The 18,639-nt window shown below is 69.5% G+C and carries 17 protein-coding genes; 3 read left to right on the top strand and 14 right to left on the bottom strand.

Features of this window, described 5'->3' with window-relative positions; all coding sequences use genetic code 11:
* The 6 genes from ACRQ4B_RS09880 to ACRQ4B_RS09855 form a co-directional block, all read right to left on the bottom strand.
* Positions 1–1,413, bottom strand: a complete 1,413-nt coding sequence (locus tag ACRQ4B_RS09880) for a cytochrome ubiquinol oxidase subunit I (RefSeq protein WP_439691264.1) — start codon at positions 1,411–1,413, stop codon at positions 1–3.
* A gap of 290 nt (positions 1,414–1,703) precedes the next feature.
* Entirely contained in the window at positions 1,704–2,636 is a 933-nt protein-coding gene (locus ACRQ4B_RS09875; RefSeq protein ID WP_439691263.1) for an ABC transporter substrate-binding protein, read from the bottom strand.
* A complete protein-coding gene (locus ACRQ4B_RS09870) occupies positions 2,633–3,373 on the bottom strand; it encodes an ABC transporter permease (RefSeq protein ID WP_439691262.1) in 741 nt (246 codons plus the stop codon). The genes ACRQ4B_RS09875 and ACRQ4B_RS09870 overlap by 4 nt, the downstream gene beginning before the upstream one ends.
* Positions 3,370–4,092, bottom strand: coding sequence for an ABC transporter permease (locus ACRQ4B_RS09865; RefSeq protein WP_439691261.1), 723 nt, complete (start codon positions 4,090–4,092; stop codon positions 3,370–3,372). Before ACRQ4B_RS09865 ends, ACRQ4B_RS09870 begins: the two co-directional genes overlap by 4 nt.
* Positions 4,089–4,955, bottom strand: coding sequence for an ABC transporter ATP-binding protein (locus tag ACRQ4B_RS09860; RefSeq protein WP_439691260.1), 867 nt, complete (start codon positions 4,953–4,955; stop codon positions 4,089–4,091). The genes ACRQ4B_RS09865 and ACRQ4B_RS09860 overlap by 4 nt, the downstream gene beginning before the upstream one ends.
* A gap of 213 nt (positions 4,956–5,168) precedes the next feature.
* Positions 5,169–5,822, bottom strand: a complete 654-nt coding sequence (locus ACRQ4B_RS09855; protein WP_439691259.1) for a TetR/AcrR family transcriptional regulator — start codon at positions 5,820–5,822, stop codon at positions 5,169–5,171.
* 144 nt (positions 5,823–5,966) lie between these two features.
* Between ACRQ4B_RS09855 and ACRQ4B_RS09850 the strand changes: the two genes are divergently transcribed.
* Together ACRQ4B_RS09850 and ACRQ4B_RS09845 are read left to right on the top strand one after the other, a co-directional pair.
* Entirely contained in the window at positions 5,967–7,031 is a 1,065-nt protein-coding gene (locus ACRQ4B_RS09850; protein WP_439691258.1) for an App1 family protein, read from the top strand.
* A 55-nt stretch (positions 7,032–7,086) separates the two neighbouring features.
* Positions 7,087–8,985, top strand: coding sequence for a glycoside hydrolase family 15 protein (locus ACRQ4B_RS09845; protein ID WP_439691257.1), 1,899 nt, complete (start codon positions 7,087–7,089; stop codon positions 8,983–8,985).
* A 234-nt stretch (positions 8,986–9,219) separates the two neighbouring features.
* On the opposite strand, the gene ACRQ4B_RS09840 is transcribed toward ACRQ4B_RS09845, so the two are convergent.
* The 6 genes from ACRQ4B_RS09840 to ACRQ4B_RS09815 form a co-directional block, all read right to left on the bottom strand.
* A complete protein-coding gene (locus ACRQ4B_RS09840; protein WP_439691256.1) occupies positions 9,220–10,599 on the bottom strand; it encodes a glucose-6-phosphate dehydrogenase in 1,380 nt (459 codons plus the stop codon).
* Between the two features lie 217 nt (positions 10,600–10,816).
* Positions 10,817–11,233: a cytochrome c oxidase subunit 4 gene (locus ACRQ4B_RS09835; protein WP_420367396.1), complete on the bottom strand. Its 417-nt coding sequence runs from the start codon at positions 11,231–11,233 to the stop codon at positions 10,817–10,819.
* A gap of 4 nt (positions 11,234–11,237) precedes the next feature.
* On the bottom strand, positions 11,238–12,977 hold the full coding sequence (gene ctaD, locus ACRQ4B_RS09830; protein ID WP_439691255.1) for an aa3-type cytochrome oxidase subunit I: 1,740 nt from the start codon (positions 12,975–12,977) through the stop codon (positions 11,238–11,240).
* An 11-nt stretch (positions 12,978–12,988) separates the two neighbouring features.
* Positions 12,989–13,891, bottom strand: a complete 903-nt coding sequence (gene ctaC / locus ACRQ4B_RS09825) for an aa3-type cytochrome oxidase subunit II (RefSeq protein WP_439694375.1) — start codon at positions 13,889–13,891, stop codon at positions 12,989–12,991.
* A gap of 258 nt (positions 13,892–14,149) precedes the next feature.
* Positions 14,150–14,524 (bottom strand): HesB/IscA family protein, encoded by a 375-nt coding sequence (locus ACRQ4B_RS09820; RefSeq protein WP_439691254.1) that lies wholly within the window; start codon positions 14,522–14,524, stop codon positions 14,150–14,152.
* Between the two features lie 58 nt (positions 14,525–14,582).
* Complete coding sequence (locus ACRQ4B_RS09815) at positions 14,583–16,028, bottom strand: dipeptidase (protein WP_439691253.1); 1,446 nt, start codon at positions 16,026–16,028, stop codon at positions 14,583–14,585.
* A 53-nt stretch (positions 16,029–16,081) separates the two neighbouring features.
* On the opposite strand from ACRQ4B_RS09815, the gene ACRQ4B_RS09810 reads away from it, so the two are divergent.
* Positions 16,082–16,657, top strand: coding sequence for a DUF3043 domain-containing protein (locus ACRQ4B_RS09810; RefSeq protein WP_439691252.1), 576 nt, complete (start codon positions 16,082–16,084; stop codon positions 16,655–16,657).
* 411 nt (positions 16,658–17,068) lie between these two features.
* Here ACRQ4B_RS09810 and ACRQ4B_RS09805 read toward each other — a convergent pair whose 3' ends face one another.
* Both ACRQ4B_RS09805 and nrdR read right to left on the bottom strand, forming a co-directional pair.
* Positions 17,069–18,145 (bottom strand): quinone-dependent dihydroorotate dehydrogenase, encoded by a 1,077-nt coding sequence (locus ACRQ4B_RS09805; RefSeq protein ID WP_439691251.1) that lies wholly within the window; start codon positions 18,143–18,145, stop codon positions 17,069–17,071.
* The gene (nrdR, locus tag ACRQ4B_RS09800) at positions 18,142–18,630 is read right to left on the bottom strand and encodes a transcriptional regulator NrdR (RefSeq protein ID WP_439691250.1); all 489 of its coding nucleotides are present in this window, start codon (positions 18,628–18,630) and stop codon (positions 18,142–18,144) included. Before nrdR ends, ACRQ4B_RS09805 begins: the two co-directional genes overlap by 4 nt.
* Positions 18,631–18,639 lie beyond the last annotated feature (9 nt).

The following is an 18,639-nucleotide window of genomic DNA, read 5'->3' as shown; positions in this document are numbered from 1 at the left end:
TCAGTACACCGTCACTTCGTGCTTGACCTCACCGGTCTCCTCGTCGACCTCCGCCGGGGCGGCGGGGCCCTCCTGCGCGACCTTCTTGATCAGCCGGAACTCGACGACCGCCAGGCTGCCGTAGATGAGCGTGAACACCACCAGCGAGATGAGCACCTCGATGCCCGTCACGTTCGGCGAGACACCGTCGCTGGTCTTGAGCAGTCCGAACACCAGCCAGGGCTGCCGACCCATCTCGGTGAAGATCCAGCCGACGATCATCGCGGCCATCGGCAGCGGCACGGTCCAGGTGGCCACACGCCAGACCCACCGCTTCGTCGGGAACCGCCCCTTGCGGGTGAGCCAGAGGCCCACGAGGGACACCAGCACGGCGCCGACACCGAGCGCGATCATCCAGCGGAACGACCAGTACGTGACCCAGATGATCGGCTTGTAGTCGCCGGGGCCGTACACCTGCGAGTACTGCGCCTGCAGGTCGTTGATGCCCTCGACGGTGCCGTTGAAGGTGTGCGTCGACAGGAACGACAGCAGGTAGGGCACCCGGATCGAGAACAGCTCGTGCACGCCGTCCGGGGTGCCGAGGGTGAAGATCGAGAACGACGCGTCCTTGCCGGTGGCGGTGTTGTACAGCGCCTCGGCCGCGGCCATCTTCATCGGCTGCGTGTCGACCATGGTGAGGCCGAGCTGGTCACCGGTGAGCACCGTGAGGGCACCCGCCGCCAACATCGTCCACATGCCGAACTTCAGCGCGGGCATCATCGTCTCGAGGTTCTGGTTGCGGGCCAGGTGGTAGGCGGCGACCGAGATGATCACCGCTGCCGCGACCATGAAGCAGGCGAACAGCGTGTGCGGGAACGCGGCGAGGGCCACCTTGTTGCCGAGCACCGCCCAGATGTCGGTGAGCTCGGCGCGACCCTTGGCCTCGTTCATGGCGAAGCCGACCGGGTGCTGCATGAACGCGTTCGCCGCGATGATGAAGTACGCGGACATGATCGTGCCGGCACTGACGCACCAGATGCTCGCGAGGTGCAGCCCCTTCGGCAGCCGGTCCCACCCGAAGATCCAGATCCCGATGAACGCCGCCTCGAAGAAGAACGCGAGGATCCCCTCGAGCGCGAGCGGCGCACCGAACACGTCGCCGACGAACCGGGAGTAGTTCGACCAGTTCATGCCGAACTGGAACTCCTGGACGATGCCGGTGACCACACCCATCGCGAAGTTGATGAGGAAGATCCGCCCGAAGAACCGCGTGAGCTGCAGGTAGTGCGCGCGCCCCGTGCGGTACCAGGCCGTCTGGAACACGGCCACGACGACGGCCATGCCGATCGTCAGCGGGACGAAGAGGAAGTGGTAGATGGTCGTCAGACCGAACTGCCACCGCGACAGGATGAGCGGGTCGAGGATGTCGTTCATGCGGCGTGTCCGAGCCGGGTCGCCGCGCGCTGTTCGTGCACGTCAGTTGCTTCCTGTGGAAGGGGGACTTCTGCTGTCACAACCATTGGGACACGTCCACGCTACCGCCCGGACACCTGGTTCGACAACTTGTAGAAGTGTCACGTGCACGAACGTGCAAACCGCGTGCACGGCACAACCGTGCGGCACGATCGTGCCGGATGTCCGTTCCGCGAACGACGACAGGTGCCGGGCGAACGCCCGACACCTGTCGTTTTACTGACGCACGCCCGCCGGCGCACGGGATGGCGCTACAGCAGGTCGTTGTCCTGCAGGAAGGCCTTGGCGACCGAGGCCGCCGACTTCTGCTCGACCGAGTTCTGCCGGTTCAGCTCGATGAGCGCGTCCGTCGTGAGGAGCTTGTTGACCTTCTCGATGGCGTCGGCGGCCTTCGAGTCGAGGTCCTTCGAGACGATCGGCGTGACGTTGTTCGCCGGCACGAGGTGCTTCGGGTCCTCGAGGGTGACGAGCTTGTCGGTCTTGATCGAGGCGCTCGCGGAGTAGATGTCCGCCACCTGCGAGTCGCCGTCCTGGATCGCCTTGATCGTCAGCGGGCCGCCGGAGTCGTTCTGCTGGTTCACCTCGCCGGTGATGCCGTACTTCTCCTTGAGACCCTTCGGGCCGTAGGCGGCCGTGGCGAACTCGGGGTTGGCGGCGATCGAGATGGTGCCACCGATCTTGGACAGGTCGGCGATCGACTTGAGGTCGTACTTGTCGGCCGTCGCCTGCGTCACCGTGTAGGTGTCGGCGTCGGACGCGTCGGCCGAGGGCAGCGCCTTGACGTCGGAGGGCAGGATGTCCTTGAGACCGGAGTTGATGCCGTCCGTCGTGGTCTCGGTCGTGGTGTCCTTGCCGTCCTCCTGGAGCAGGTAGTTCAGCAGGTTGCCGTTGTACTCCGGGAAGACGTTGATGCTCCCCTTCGCGATCTCGGGCCAGTACGCCTTGCGCTGACCGATGTTGAGCTTCTTCGTGACGGTGAAGCCCTCGTGCTCGAGCTCCTGCGCGTAGAGCTCGGCGATGATCTCGTTCGACGGGTACGCCTGCGAACCCACGACGATGGTCTTGGAGTCACCACCGGAACCGGAGGAGAGCGGGTCGCTCGAGGAGCAGCCCGCCAGGGCGATGGCGGCCGCGGAGGCGACGGCGATCGTCGCGGCGAGGCGCCGGGTCGTTGCTGTGATCACGGGTGGGTTCCTTCCACAGGGGTTGATGCTCGTGGTGCTGAGCTGCGGGTGCTCCGACGCGACAGACGCGCCGACCCGGCGGAGACACCCGCGGGGACGGCGAGCCGCTGCAGCGCGGCGAAGACGATCTCGAACGCGATGGCGAGGGCGATCACCAGGATGGAACCGCCCAGCACCTCCGCGTAGTCCGAATTGGCGATGCCGGAGAAGGCGTAGCCGCCGAGTCCGCCGGCGTTGATGTAGCCGACCAGGGTCGCCGTGGCGACGACCTGCAGGACGGCCGCCCGGATGCCGCCGACGATGAGCGGGAGGGCCAGGGGGATCTCGACCTTGCCGAGGATCTGCCACCCGGTCATGCCCTGCGCCTTGGCGGCGTCGACGACGACGCGGTCGATGGCCTCGACGCCGGAGTACGCACCCGCCAGGACCGACGGGATCGCGAGCACGACGAGCGAGATGAGCGGTGCCCCGAGGCCGAGGCCGATCGCCAGCGCGAGGAGCGTGAGGAGGCCGAGGGTCGGGAGGGCACGGATGCCCCCGGAGACGCCGACCGCGATCGAGCGGCCCTTGCCGGTGTGCCCGATGAGCAGACCGAGCGGCACCGCGATGACGACCGCGATGGCGACGGCCAGCAGCGTGATCCAGACGTGCTCCCACAGCCGGACGCCGATGGCGTTGCTGCCGACGTTGTTCGCCGGGTCGAAGATCCAGGCGAAGCCCTGCGCGAAGAGGTTCATGCGGACACCTCGTTCGCCCGGACGTCGTCCGCGGCACGGCGGCGCACGGACCGGGCCGCGCGACCGCTCCCCCGCGTCCACGGCATCACGAGCCGACCGATCGCGACGAGCAGCACGTCGAACACGAGTGCCAGCACGATGGTGAGGACGATGCCGGTGAGGATCTCGGCGCTGATGCCGCGCTTGAGCCCGTCGGTGAGCAGGAACCCGAGGTTCGGGACGCCGATGAGCGCGCCGACCGTGACGAGGCTGATCGTCGAGACCGACACCACGCGGATGCCGGCGAGGAGCACCGGCCCGGCGAGCGGCAGCTCCACGCGGAAGAACCGTTGCGCCGGCGAGTACCCGAGCGCCTCGGAGGCGCCCACGACGTCCTGGTCGACCGCGTCGATGGCGTCGGCCGCCGACCGGGCCATCAGCGCGACGCCGAAGATGGTCATCGCGATGACGACGTTCACCGGGTCGAGGGTGCTCGTGCCGATGATGGCGGGGAGCACCAGGAAGAGCGGCAGCGCCGGGATCGTGTAGAGCAGGCTCGCGACGACGACGATGGTCGAGGCCGCACCCCGCGCGGGGCCGCTGCGCTTCCGCAACCGCGAGACGAGCAGCCCGATCGGCACCGACAGCAGGAAGCTGATGATGATCGGCGGGATCGACAGCCAGACGTGCGCGATCAGGTTGTCGCTGATCGTGTCCGTGTTGCCGAGGACCCAGTTCACGCGTCGCCCCGCTGCTGCGGCACGGCCTGGGCGGCGTCGACCACCTGGACCGGACCGGTGAGCACACCCGCCGCCCGGCCCTCGCCGTCGACGACGATCGGACCGGTCGGCGTCTGCTCGACCCGGAGTGCGCGGCGACCACGGCCGGCACCGATGAAGTTCGCCACGAAGTCGTCGGCCGGCTCGGCGAGGATCTCCGCCGGGGTGCCGAGCTGGGCGATCTCGCCGCCCTTCTTGAGGATGACGACCTGGTCGCCGAGCTTGAACGCCTCGTCGATGTCGTGGGTCACGAAGACGACGGTCTTGCCGAGCTCACGCTGGAGGCGGATGAGCTCGTCCTGCAGGTCGTTGCGGACCAGCGGGTCGACGGCGCCGAAGGGCTCGTCCATGAGCAGGATGTTCGGGTCGACGGCGAGCCCGCGGGCCACGCCGACACGCTGCTGCTGGCCACCGGAGAGCTGCGAGGGGTAGCGGTTCGCGAAGGCACGGTCGAGGCCGACGGTGTCCATCAGCTCCAGTGCACGCTCACGGGCCTCGGCCTTGGACACGCCGGTGAGCAGCGGCACCGTCGCGATGTTGTCGGCGACCTTCCGGTGCGGCAGCAGGCCGGCGTTCTGCATGACGTAGCCGATGCTCCGGCGAAGCTGCACCGGATCGACGCCGGCGACGTCCTCGCCGTCGATCTGCACGGACCCGGCGGAGGGGTCGACCATGCGGTTGATCATGCGGAGCAACGTGGTCTTGCCGCAGCCACTGGACCCGACGAAGACCGTGGTGGTCCTCGAGGGGATGACGAGGCTGAAGTCGTCGACCGCGTTGGTGCCGTCCGGGTAGGTCTTGCGCACCGAGCGGAACTCGATCATGGGTGCCCTTCTGTTCGGAGGTAGCCCGACTCCGAGTGAGAGTACCCGTCAGGTCCGACAACGGTTCACGCGTGACGGTCCGTGACGTGTCCCGGACAGCCGGATGACGTCGCGGGACGGCGCGCCGCACGACCGCCGGCCGCACGCACGACGACGCCCGCGCCTCCTGTTCGGAGCGCGGGCGTCGTGGGGAGGGTGACCGGCGTGGCGGCCTCAGGCGGCGGCGACCACCGTCTCGAGGTGGATGCGGCTCATCGCGCGGTACTCCTCGACCAGTGCCGTGTCGGGGTTCGACGGGTCGCGGTGCGCCCGCGCGAGGACGGCGTGCGCCGACTCGGCGAGGACCACCCACGTGCGCTCGATGCGCTCGCCCGTCGGGAGCCCGAAGCGCTCGTGCATGATCTGGGCGACGGCGCTCCCCAGTGCAGCCATCCGGTCGTCCCCCTCGCCGGCACCGGCGCCGAGGTCCGCGGCGTCACCGAACCGGATCGCCCGGAAGCCGGGCTCCGTCCGGTACATCTCGGCGGTGACGTCGATGAGCGCGTCGCAGGCGCCCTGCCACGTCGTCGCATCGCTCGCGTCGAGCGCGGTGACGAAGCGCTCGGCGAGGCGCTGCGTGCTCCGGATCGCGAGGGCCTCGACCACGGCGATGCGGTCCGGGAAGTAGCGGTAGACCGTGCCGATCGACGCGCCGGCGCGCTCGGCGACCATGGCCGTCGTCAGACGCTCGAAGCCGATCTCGTCGATCACCGCGGCAGCAGCGTCGAGCAGACCCGCGAGGCGCGCCGAACTGCGGGCTTGGACCGGCTCGTTCCTGAGCAGTGATGATCCCCCCGGCAGTGCGTTCGATACCTCGGTGACGAGCACGTGTTCTCCTCTTGCGCCGGAAGCGCGGTCATGTGGGATGTGACTGACCTACCTTCGCAGAGACCGGCTGGAATGTATCTGCGACTCTCCCATCGCACCTGCGAGGTCGTAGGTGTCCCGACCCCGACGTGGGATGATGGGGCGATGCCCGACCCGACGCACCACGAGCCGTCGCTGGCCGAGCCGATCCTCCACCGTGCCGCCCGCATCGAGGACGCCGTCCAGGAGTTCCGCGAGCAGCGAGCCCGGCGCCGCGGCCTCGTCCCCACCGTCATCCCCTACAACGGCTACGGCGCGCCGGGGTGGATCCGCGTGCTCTGCCGGGTCCTGCTCACCCGCCGCGGCCTCGCCTCCGACGCCTCGTTCTACGGCGTCCGGGGCTGGAAGAGCTTCACGAGCGTCGCGGTGGACGACGCCGAGGTCACCATCACCGCCGGCGGCACCACGCACGTCGTGCAGTCCGACCGCGGCGGAGTGGTCGACACCATCGTGCCGATCGACCTCGAACCCGGCTGGCGCACCATCAAGCTCTCCGCCGGCGGCATGCGCGACGTCGAGGCGGACGTGTTCATCGTCCACCCGGACACCCGGTTCGGGCTGCTGTCCGACATCGACGACACCGTGATGGTCACCTCGCTCCCCCGCCCGATGCTGGCCGCGTGGAACTCGTTCGTGCTCACCGAGCACGCGCGGCGCCCCGTCCCGGGCATGTCCGTGCTGTACGAGCGCATCCTCGCGCAGCACCCCGGCGCGCCGACGGTCTACCTGTCGACCGGTGCCTGGAACGTCGCGCCGACGCTGCAGCGCTTCCTGAGCCGGAACCTCTACCCGTCGGGCACGCTGCTGCTCACCGACTGGGGGCCCACGCACGACCGGTTCTTCCGCAGCGGCCAACTCCACAAGCAGCAGAACCTCGAGCGGCTCGCGAAGGACTTCCCGGACGTGCAGTGGCTGCTGGTCGGCGACGACGGCCAGCACGACGAGTCCCTGTACGGCGACTTCGCCCGCGCGCACCCCGAGAACGTCGCGGGCGTCGCGATCCGGCAGCTGTCCACGAGCGAGGCCGTCCTCGCCGGTGGACGCTCTCGGGCGCAGGAGCGGTCGCGTGAGTCCTCCGCCCCGTGGGTGTACGCCCCGGACGGCGCCGGCATGTGGTCGGAGCTCGCCCGCGTCGGGCTCGCCGAGGCCGATCCCGCCGACCCGGCCTGAGGCATCCCTCAGCAGACCCGCCCGTTCCCCGGACCGACGGTGGTTGGATCGCCCCATGAGCTCGGCGAGCACGACCACCACACCGACCAACCGCATCGAGGACCACGCGCTGATCGGTGACACGTACACCGCCGCGCTCGTCGGGCGGGACGGCACGATCGACTGGGCCTGCCTGCCCCGCTTCGACAGTCCGTCGACCTTCGCCGCGATCCTCGGCACCGAGGACCACGGGCACTGGTCCCTCCGCCCGACCGAGGCCGGCGCGACCGCCGTCCGACGGTACGACCACGACACGCTCGTGCTCTCCACGGTGTGGACGACGAGCACCGGGGTCGTCGAGGTCACCGACTGCATGCCGATCGGCGCGCACCGGGCGAGCATCATCCGTCGCGTCCGGGGCCTCCGTGGCTCCGTCGAGCTCCGCCAGACCCTCCGCATCCGGTTCGACTACGCACTCGCGCTCCCCTGGGTCCGACAGATCGGCGGCGACGAGGACCCGGCCCTCCTCGCGACCGCCGGCCCGGGCTCGGTGATCGTCCGGGGCGTCCGGTTCCGTGCCGACGACCACCGGCACACCGCGACGAGCACCGTCCACGACGGTGACGTCCTCGACACCGTGCTCACCTGGTACCCGTCGCACCGCGAACCGCCGGCGCCGCTCGACGTCGACGCCGCGCTGCACCGGACCGTGCGGTGGTGGACCGACTGGATGGCGACCGCGCGCACCGACGGCAGGTACGCGGAGCCAGCACGCCGTTCCCTGCTCCTCCTGCGGGCGATGACCCACGCCGAGACCGGCGGCGTCGTGGCGGCCGCGACCACGAGCCTCCCGGAGGACCCGGGCGGTGAACGCAACTGGGACTACCGGTACGTCTGGCTCCGCGACGCCTCGCTGTCCCTCGCCTCCCTGATCGCGCACGGCTACCGAGACGAAGCCGCCCACTGGCGCGGCTGGCTGCTCCGGGCGATCGCCGGCGACCCCGCCGACGTGCAGATCATGTACGGCATCGCCGGCGAGCGGGAACTCCCGGAACGCGAGCTGCCGAACCTGCCCGGGTACGCCGGCTCCACCCCCGTCCGCATCGGCAACGGGGCCTACACGCAGTACCAGGGCGACGTCTTCGGCGAGGTCCTCGCCGCACTGCACGACGCCCGTGAGCTCGGGGTCGAGGAGAACGCCGACTCGTGGGCGCTCCAGCGGGCGCTGCTCGGGTACGTCGAGGAGCACTGGCAGGAGCCCGACAACGGCATCTGGGAGATGCGCGGGCCTCGCCGGCACTTCACGCACTCCCGTGCCATGATCTGGGCCGCGTTCGACCGCGGGGTCGCGGCTGTCGAGGAGTTCGGCCTCGAAGGTCCCGTCGAACGCTGGCGCGCCCTCCGCGCCGCCGTCCGCGCGGAGATCGAGGAGCACGGCTGGAACGCCGACCGCGGCAGCTACCGGCAGCACTACGACACCGACGAGGTCGACGCGAGCCTGCTCGTCCTGCCGCAGATCGGCTACCTGAAGGCCGACGACGCGCGGATGACCGGTACCGTCCGGGCGATCGAGGAGGACCTCCGCACCGGCTCCGACGGGCTCGTCCTGCGCTACCGGACGTCCTCCGGTTTCGACGGGCTCTCCGGCAGTGAGCACCCGTTCCTCGCCTGCTCGTTCTGGCTCGTCGAGCAGTACGCCGCATCCGGCCGCATCGAGGACGCCGAGCGGCTGATGGACGTGCTCGTCGGGTACGCCAACGACGTCGGCATGCTCTCGGAGGAGATCGACGTCGCCACCGGACACCACATCGGCAACACGCCCCAGGCGCTCTCCCACCTCACGCTCGTGTCCGCGGCCGACGCGATCGCCCGTGCCCGGGGCGTCACCGCCGGGCATCGCACCCGGCTGCCCGTCCACGACGGCGGGACGCGCTCCTGGACGGGCGAGGGCGAGCGGGCGGGTACGCCCGCGTAGGAGGCCGTTCCGCGCGTCGGCGACCGTTCCGCGCGTCCGGTGACCGTTCCGCGCGTCGGTTGCCGTTCCGCGCACAGGAAGCAGTTCCGCGCGTGGGAGGCCGTTCCTTCCTGCCTCCGACGCGCGATCCGGCCTCCCAGGTCGCGCGCGATGGGTCGGAACGCACGCACCAACGGACGGGAGGCGCGGTGCCAGCCGGCACCGCGCCTCCCGTCCGTCACCTGGTGACGTCCGTCAGGACGACGACTCCCAGTCCGCCGGGCCGCGCGAACCCGCGCGGTACTCCTCGAGCGGGACCTCGTCGGCCTTCCAGGCGTTGACGACCGGCTCGACGATCTCCCAGCAGCGCTCGGCGACGTCACCGCGGATGGACAGCAGCGGGTCGTCGTGGAAGATGCCGTTGAGCACCTCGCCGTAGGGGGTCAGCTCGCCGTCCGCGAAGGACGAGGACAGCGTGACCTGGCCCATCTCGAACGGGTTGCCGCCGCCGTTCGCCGACACGGTCAGCTCGATCTCGTCGGGGTTCAGCACGATCCGGAGCGTGTCCGCCTTCGGCCGACCGGAGAGGCCGGAGGGCAGGCGTGTCACGGGCTTGAAGGTGATCAGGACCTCCTTGCGGCTGGCGCCGAGCGCCTTGCCGGAGCGGAGGGTGAAGGGGACGCCCTTCCAGCGCGCGGTGTCGACCTCGACGGAGATCTCGGCGAGCGTCTCGGTGCTGCGCGACTTGTCGACGCCGTCCTCGTCCTGGTACGACGGCAGTTCCTTCCCGTCGATCGTGCCGGCCGTGTACACCGCGCGACGCGACGCGATCTTCGGGTCGCCGCCCTTGAGCTCGGTCGAGCGGAGCACGCGGGCCAGGGACGAGCGGAACTCGACGGAGTCGATGTCCGCCGGGGCGTCCATCGTCACGATGCCGAGGATCTGCAGCAGGTGCGACTGGATCATGTCGACCATCGCGCCGGCCTCGTCGTAGTACTGGGCGCGGTTCTCGAGGCCGAGGGTCTCGTCGTAGAAGACGTCGACCTTCTCGATGTTCTCGGCGTTCCAGATCGGCTCGAACAGGCGGTTCGCGAAACGCAGACCGATGATGTTCAGGACCGTCGTGCGTCCGAGGAAGTGGTCGGTGCGGTGCACGCGCTCCTCGGGGACGAGCTTGAGGACGGTCTCGTTGAGGGCCCGCGCGCTGGCGACGTCGGTGCCGAACGGCTTCTCGAACGCGAGCGTGGTGCCCTCGGGGAGCTCGACCTGCTGCAGCGCCTCGCAGATGTCCGACGCGATCTGCGGCGGGAGGGCGAAGTAGAGGATCGGCTCGGCGTCGTCGTCCGCCGCAGCGAACAGGGCCTTCAGGTGCTCGGGGTCGGTCGGGTCACCCTGGATGAACTGCGTCGAGGCGAGCGTGGCGTCGACCTCGGGGCCCTTCACGTCCTGCGACGCGAAGGACTTCGTCACGACGTCCTTCCACTGCTCCTCGCTGCGGGCGCTGCGGCCCGTGCCGATGAGCTGGACGGGAACCGCTCGACCGCTCTGCAGGAACGTGCCGAGGCCCGGCAGCAGCAGGCGGGAGGCGAGGTCGCCCGTCGCGCCGAAGATGATGAGAGTGCGCTTGTCGGTCACCGGAGGTGAGTCCTTTCGCTGTGGTGGGGGTGGTCCGCTTGAAGCCAAGCCTCGGGCGGACGGGTTGATTCCCGGACGGGGCGGTTCGTCCTGCTGGTGGTGCAGTCGCGTCGGTCTGAGCCGTTGCACCCGAGACACACGCCGTTCTACCGGAGACACACTTCGGGCGGCACCAGGTGGTGCCGCCCGAATGTGTCAGGTGCGCTGCGCGTCCAGGTCAGTGCCCGAAGTTGCCGCGGTAGTACTCGTAGACCCAGCCGACGAGCGTGACCGCCACCAGGGCGAGACCGATCGGCACGATCCAGAGGCCCGCTGCGACGCCGAGGAAGACGACCGCGGTGGACGCGGCCAGGAGGATGGGCCACCACGACCACGGACTGAAGTGCCCGAGCTCGGCGTCGCCGTCCTCGATGTTGGCGTCCGGACGGTCCTCGGGGAGGACGCCGCCCTGGGAGGACATGACCTTGCCGAGGTAGAACGCGATGAACGCGGACATGATCCCGGTGAGGCCGATGGCCACGGTGCCGACCCACTCCGGACGCCCGTAGTAGATGAGCGACCAGATGGTGTACGCGGCGTCCGCGAGGATGAAGAACCCGAAGAGGATCCAGAACAGGTTGGTGTTGGCGCGCATCGCCTTACTTCACCTCGCCCTTCGCGGCGTCGTAGGTCGGAGCATCGGGAGCGTCCTTCGCGGGACCCACACCGATCGGCACACCCGCTTCGGGGTGGTTGAGGTCGAACGCCGGGGACTCCGAGCGGATGCGCGGGATCGACGTGAAGTTGTGGCGCGGCGGCGGGCAGCTGGTCGCCCACTCGAGCGAGCGGCCGTAGCCCCACGGGTCGTTCACGGCGACCTTCGGCGCGTTCCGCGCGGTCACGTAGACGTTGAAGATGAACGGCAGGAACGAGATCGCGAGGATCATCGAGCCGATCGTCGACAGCTGGTTCATCCAGGTGAAGCCGTCGTTCGGCAGGTAGGTCGCGTAGCGACGCGGCATGCCGATGACGCCCAGCCAGTGCTGGATGAGGAACGTGGTGTGGAACCCGATGAACAGGAGCCAGAAGTGGATCTTGCCGAGGCGCTCGTTGAGCATCTTGCCGGTCCACTTCGGCCACCAGAAGTAGAAGCCGGAGAACATCGCGAACACGACGGTGCCGAACACCACGTAGTGGAAGTGCGCGACGACGAAGTACGAGTCGGACACGTGGAAGTCGAGCGGCGGGGACGCCAGGATCACACCGGTGAGACCACCGAACGTGAAGGTGATGAGGAAGCCCACGGCCCAGAGCAGCGGCGTCTCGAACGTGACCGAACCACGCCACATCGTGCCGACCCAGTTGAAGATCTTCACGCCGGTCGGGACCGCGATGAGCATCGTCATCAGCGAGAACCACGGGAGCAGGACGCCACCGGTGACGTACATGTGGTGCGCCCACACCGTGACCGAGAGGGCCGCGATGGAGATGGTCGCGTAGACGAGGGTCTTGTACCCGAAGATCGGCTTGCGGCTGAACACCGGGAAGACCTCGGAGACGATGCCGAAGAACGGCAGCGCGATGATGTACACCTCGGGGTGCCCGAAGAACCAGAACAGGTGCTGCCAGAGCAGGGCACCGCCGTTGGCCGGGTTGAAGATCTGCGCCTCGAAGACGCGGTCGAGCCCGAGGCCGAACAGCGCCGCGGCGAGGACCGGGAAGGCCATGAGCACGAGGAGCGCCGTCACGAGGGTGTTCCACGTGAAGATCGACATGCGGAACATGGTCATGCCCGGGGCGCGCATCGTGATGATCGTCGTGATGAAGTTCACCGCGCCGAGGATCGTCGAGAAGCCGGTCATGCCGAGGCCGAAGACCCACAACGTTCCGCCGAGCCCTGGCGTGAACGTCGTGTCACTCAGTGGTGCGTAGGCGAACCAGCCGAAGGACGCGGCACCCTGCGGGGTGAGGAAGCCACCGACGGCGATGAGCGAGCCGAAGAGGTAGAGCCAGAAGGCGAAGCCGTTGAGCCGCGGGAACGCGACGTCCGGCGCACCGATCTGCAGGGGCATGATCGCGTTCGCGAAGCCCGAGAACAGCGGCGTCGCGAACATCAGCAGCATGATCGTGCCGTGCATGGTGAAGAGCTGGTTGTACTGCTCCTTCGTCGCGACCACGTGCAGGCCGGGCTCGAAGAGCTGGGCGCGGATCACGAGCGCCATCACACCCGCGAGCAGGAAGAAGACGAACGAGGCGATCAGGTACATGTACCCGATGGTCTTGTGGTCCGTGGAGGTGATCCACCGGACGATGATGTTGCCCTTCCGACCGACCCTCGACGCCTGGAAGTCCGGCGTCGTGGTCTGTGCAGTCGGCTGGCCGACGAATGACGTTGTCATCTTCGGAGCCCCTACTCGTTCTCGCTCGACGCCGAGACGGGCGCCTTGTTGTCCGGTTCGTTCGTGTTGGTGTTGTACTCGTTGCCGAGCAGACCGACCTTGCCCTGGTCCTTCAGGGTGTCGAGGTAGTCCTGGTACTCCGCCGGCGTCACGACCTTCACCTGGAAGAGCATGAGCGAGTGGTACTCACCGCAGAGCTCGGCGCACTTGCCCTGGTACGTGCCGAGCTTCTCCGGGATGAAGTACTCGTAGTTCGTCTTGCCCGGGAGCATGTCCTTCTTGTAGAGGAAGTCGATGATCCAGAACGAGTGGTCGACGTCGCGCGAGGAGAGCTCGATCTTGACCTTCTTGCCCTGCGGCAGGTACAGGGTCGGCAGCTGCGACTCGTCGATCGCGCCCTTGGCGTTCTCTTCTTCCTGGGCCTGGATGCCCTGGTAGTAGACGCTCTCGTCGGGGTTCTTCTGGTCGATGTAGTTGAAGTCCCACGCCCAGCGCTTGCCGTACACGTGCACGGTGGCGTCCGGGTTGGTGAACGGCTTCTCGATCGCGGCCTGGTCCTTCGCGGTGAAGGCGAAGAAGCCGAGCACGAGGATGAGCGGCACGATCGTGTAGAAGATCTCGAGCGGCATGTTGTAGCGCATCTGCACCGGCAGGCCGGTCTGGCCCTTGCGACGGCGGTAGACGATGGCGGCCCAGATGATGAGGCCCCACACGATCAGACCGACCGCCAGGAGGACGACCCAGCTCGTGGTCCACAGGCCGACGATGCGGCTCGTGTGGTTGGTGACGTCCTTCGTCTCCTCCGTGCCGGGGAGCCATCCGTTCAGCTGCTGCTGCGTGCAACCAGCCAGTGCGATGACCAGACCGACGGCCACCGGGACGGCCGCCCAACGTATACGGCGATTCGAACGCACTGTTACCTCTCGGAAGAACGTGAAACCGGAGCAGCCTGCGACACGAAGGTCGCGCATGGCCCGCTCCCAGCTTGGTTGGAACACTCCTAGCTTACTCGCAGCTGGAGACCGCTCGCGCACACGCGACACGCGTTCGGCCACGATCCGCACCCGTCCCGGGCCCGTTTCCCCTGGTCGTGACCCGTGCCACGCCCGGGAACGGACGAGCGGGGAGCGACCGTGTCGGTCGCTCCCCGCTCGTGTCGGGTCACTCGGCGATCAGTGGAAGCTGTCACCGCACGCGCAGCTGCCCTGCGCGTTGGGGTTGTCGATCGTGAAGCCCTGCTTCTGGATGGTGTCCTCGAAGTCGATCGAGGCACCGTCGAGGTACGGGACGCTCATCTTGTCGACGACGACCTCGACCCCGGGCTCGAACTCGGCGGTGGTGTCCCCGTCGAGCAGCCGCTCGTCGAAGTACAGCTGGTAGATCAGGCCGGAGCAGCCGCCGGGCTGCACCGCGAGACGGAGGCGGAGGTCGTCTCGACCCTCCTGCTCGAGGAGGCTCGCCACCTTCGCCGCGGCCGCGTCGCTGAGCCGGACGCCGTGCGAGGGCGTCTCGGTCGCCGGTGCGTTCTCGGTGATGGTGTCGCTCATCCGCGCGTCTCCCTCCGGGCGGTGTGGTTCACCGCTCCTGGTCCGATTGTAAGCACCGTCAGCCGCGAGTCGCGAGACGCGCCAGCAGGATCGTCTCGGACGCGATCGCGCGGTGCAGGACGCCGAGGTGCTGGGACTCGTTCGGGCTGTGCGCCCGGGTGTCCGGGTCCTCGACCCCGGTGACCAGGATCTGCGCCTCGGGGAACTCCTCGGCCAGGTCGGAGACGAACGGGATCGACCCGCCGATCCCCTGCTCGACCGCGTCGTTGCCCCAGCCCTCGCGCATGGCGGTCCGCGCCTCCTGGACAGCCCACCCCTGGGTGTCCACCAGGAAGCCGTCGCCGGCGTCGGGTTCGCTGATCTCGAGCGCCGCGCCGAACGGGACGTGCGCCCGCAGGTGCCGCTCGACGGCCGCTGCGGCCTCGGTCGCCGGCTGCCCGGGAGCGACCCGGACGGAGACGCGAGCGGACACGGTCGGGAGCAGGGTGTTCGAGGCGTTGGCGACGCTCGGGACGTCCATGCCGGTGACGGTGATCGACGGCTGGAACCACATGCGGGACAGCACGTCGCCGCGGCCCACCGGACGCACGCCGGGCAGCAGCGCGGCGTCGGAGGCGAGCTCGTCCTCGGAGCGCGCCGGCACCGGGGCGTCGTGGGAGGTGAGCCCCTCGACCGCGACCGAGCCGTCGTCGTCGTGCAGGGACGCGAGGAGCCGGACCATCGGGATCATGGCATCGGGGGCCGCTCCCCCGAACATGCCGCTGTGGCTGGCGTGCTCGAGCGTGGTGAGCGTCAGCTTGAAGGTGACGTTGCCGCGCAGCGAGACGGTGATCGACGGGACCTCGGTGGACCAGTTGTCGCTGTCCGCGACGACGATCACGTCGGCGGCGAGGTGCTCCTTCTGCTCGCGGAGGAAGGTGCGGAACGACCGTGAGCCGAACTCCTCCTCGCCCTCGACGAAGAGCACGACGCCGAGCTCGAGGTCGTCACCGAACTGCGCGTGCACCGCACGGAGCGAGGCGATGTGGGTCATCACGCCGGCCTTGTCGTCCGAGGCGCCACGGCCGTACAGGCGGTCACCGCGGAGGGTCGGCTCGAACGGCGGGGTCTCCCAGAGCGCGTCGTCGCCCTGCGGCTGCACGTCGTGGTGCGCGTAGAGCATCACCGTCGGCTTGCCGTTCCGGGCCGGACGCACGGCGAGCACCGCCGGCTGCCCGAGCTCGCCGCCGGACGACTCCGCGTCCGCCGTGGCGCCGGAGACGGCCGACCGCACGATCCGCACGTCGTCCGCGCCGAACACGCCCGTCGACCGGGCGAGGTCCGCGACGGCCTCGGCGCTCGCCCGGACGTTCGCCGGGTCGAAGGCCGACCAGGACACCGACGGCAGACGCACCAGGGCGGACAGGTCGGCGATCGTCGTGGGGAGGGCGCCCTGGACGTGTTCGCGCAGGGCGTCGAGGAGCGCGGGGTCGGTCGCGGGGCTGTGCTGTGCGGTGTCGGTCATGCCCGGTAATCTAGAGGACGATCCAGCACGCAGACCGCCGTTAGGAACGCACCGTGGCGAAGGCAGCCCCCAAGAGCAACACGACCGTGAACCCGACCGAGGAAGAACTCCTCGAGCAGGGCAAGGGTCGGCCGACCCCGAGCCGCCGCGAGCGTGAGGCCGCCAACCGCCGCCCTCTGGTCGGCAACAGCCCGGTCGACAAGAAGGCCGCTCGCGCCCGCCTCAACAACGAGCGCGAGAAGGCCCGCGTCGGCATGGCCAACGGCGAGGAGCGCTACCTGCCGGCGAAGGACAAGGGCGAGCAGCGCCGGTTCGTGCGCGACTGGATCGACGCCCGCTGGAACGTCGGCGAGATCATGATGCCGGTGCTCGTGCTGTTCCTCATCGTCGGGTTCGCTGCCTCGCAGACCGTGATCGCCTCGTACGCGCTGCTGCTCGTCTGGGCGTTCGTGGCGCTCTTCGTGCTCGACTGCGTCATCCTCTGGCTCTCGTTCCGCAAGAAGCTCACGAACAAGTTCGGGTCGATGCAGCGCGGCACGTTCCTCTACATCCTCACGCGGGCATGGCAGCTGCGCTTCCTGCGCCTGCCGAAGCCGCAGGTCAAGCGCGGCCAGTACCCCGCCGTCTGACCCGTCCACGAAGCGCCGCCCGGCCCGCCGGGCGGCGCTTCGTCGTGTCCGGTCCGGCGCGCGCGCGCCGGACCGGCGCGGCGCGGCCGGGCGCGGCCCGGGCGCCGAGATCGCACTTCGTGACGCACGCGCCGGATCGAAGGTGCCCAGCCTGCGATCTCGCGTTCCCGACGCGGCCGTCCGACGGACTGGAGGCGCGGGTCGGGTCCGCACCGTGCCTCCAGTCCGTCGCCTGGGCGCCCTGGCGCCGCGCCGTGGCCGTGGGTTGGTCGCAGGAAGTGTCGCCCGACGCCGCGCTCGGCGGCATGTCTCGCAACCAACGCATCTGGGCGGCGGCATGTCCTGCGACCAAGGCGACCGGAGCGGCCGGAGCAGTCGGAGCAGCCGACCCCGCCGAGCGTCCCGTCCGCGTCAGCGCGCGGCGCGCCGCAGCCGCCGACGACGCAGCCGGTTGATGCGCGTCGCCCAGGTCGGCCCCTCGTAGAGGAACGCCGTGTAGCCCTGCACGAGCGTCGCGCCCGCGTCGATCCGGTCCTGCACGTCCTGCTCGCTCGTGACACCGCCGACGGCGATCACGCAGAAGTCCTCCGGCACGGCGGCACGGACACGCCGCAGCACCTCGAGCGACCGGGCAGCGACCGGCGCCCCGGAGAGCCCACCGGCACCCATCGCCTCGACCTCGGCGGTGGGCGTCACGAGCCCGCCGCGCGAGATCGTGGTGTTGTTCGCGATGACGCCCGAGAGCCCGAGGTCGACCGCGAGACCGGCGATCGCGTCGATCTGCTCGTCGGTGAGGTCCGGCGCGATCTTCACCAGGACCGGGACCTTGCCGGCTGCGTCACGGACGGCGGTCAGCAGCGGTCGGAGCTGGTCGAGTTCCTGCAGACCGCGCAGCCCGGGGGTGTTCGGCGAGCTGACGTTCACCGCGAGGTAGTCCGCGAACGGGGCGAGGCGTCGGGTGGACTCGAGGTAGTCGTCGATCGCGTCGGCGACCTCGACGACGCGGCTCTTCCCGATGTTCACCCCGATGACGGGGCGACCGGGGTTGCGGCGCGCACGCTCGAGCTTGCGCGCGGCAGCCGCGGCACCGTGGTTGTTGAAGCCCATCCGGTTGATGAGCGCGCGGTCCGGGATCAACCGGAACAGCCGCGGGCGCTCGTTGCCGGGCTGCGGCTTCGCCGTGATGGTGCCGACCTCGACGTGCCCGAACCCGAGCACCCCGAGCCCGCCGATGCCGCGGGCGTCCTTGTCGAACCCGGCGGCGAGGCCGAACCGCGAGGGGAAGTGGATGCCCATCGTGGTGACGCCGTCCAGCGCCGACGGGCGGGCGTAGCGCTCGACCAGTCCACGCACGATCGGCACGTGCGGCAGCGTCTTGATGACCGCGAAGGCGAGGTGGTGGGCGCGCTCCGGGTCCATGTTCGCGAACACCGAGCGGAAGACGACGGCGTACCCGCCGCGGACGATGCGTTCCGCGATGCCGCTCACGCGCCGGCCCCGGCCGGCGATGCCGTCCCTGCCCCGTCGTGGTGGTCGATGCGCAGCTGGCCGATGGCGTCCTCGAAGTCCTCGAGCGAGTCGAATGCCTGGTACACGCTCGCGAACCGGAGGAACGCGACCTCGTCGAGTTCCCGCAGCGGGTCGAGGATCGCGAGTCCGATGTCGTTCGCGTCGATCTGGCTCGACCCCGACGAGCGGACCGTCTCCTCCACGCGCTGCGCCAGCACGGCGAGGTCGCCGTCGGTGACCGGTCGCCCCTGGCACGCCTTGCGCACACCGGACACGATCTTGTCGCGGCTGAACGGCTCGGTGACGCCGTTGCGCTTCACCACGTTGAGCGACGCGGTCTCGGTGGTCGAGAAGCGGCGCCCGCAGTTCGGGCACTGACGACGACGGCGGATGGAGGTTCCGTCGTCGCTCGTCCGGGAGTCGACGACGCGGGAGTCCGGGTGGCGGCAGAAGGGGCAGAACATGGCGTCCCC

Source organism: Curtobacterium sp. SP.BCo, from assembly GCF_051903265.1.
GTDB lineage: Bacteria > Actinomycetota > Actinomycetes > Actinomycetales > Microbacteriaceae > Curtobacterium.
The sequence above is the reverse complement of the archived record's forward strand: the minus strand, read 5'-3'. Positions and strand labels throughout refer to the sequence as shown.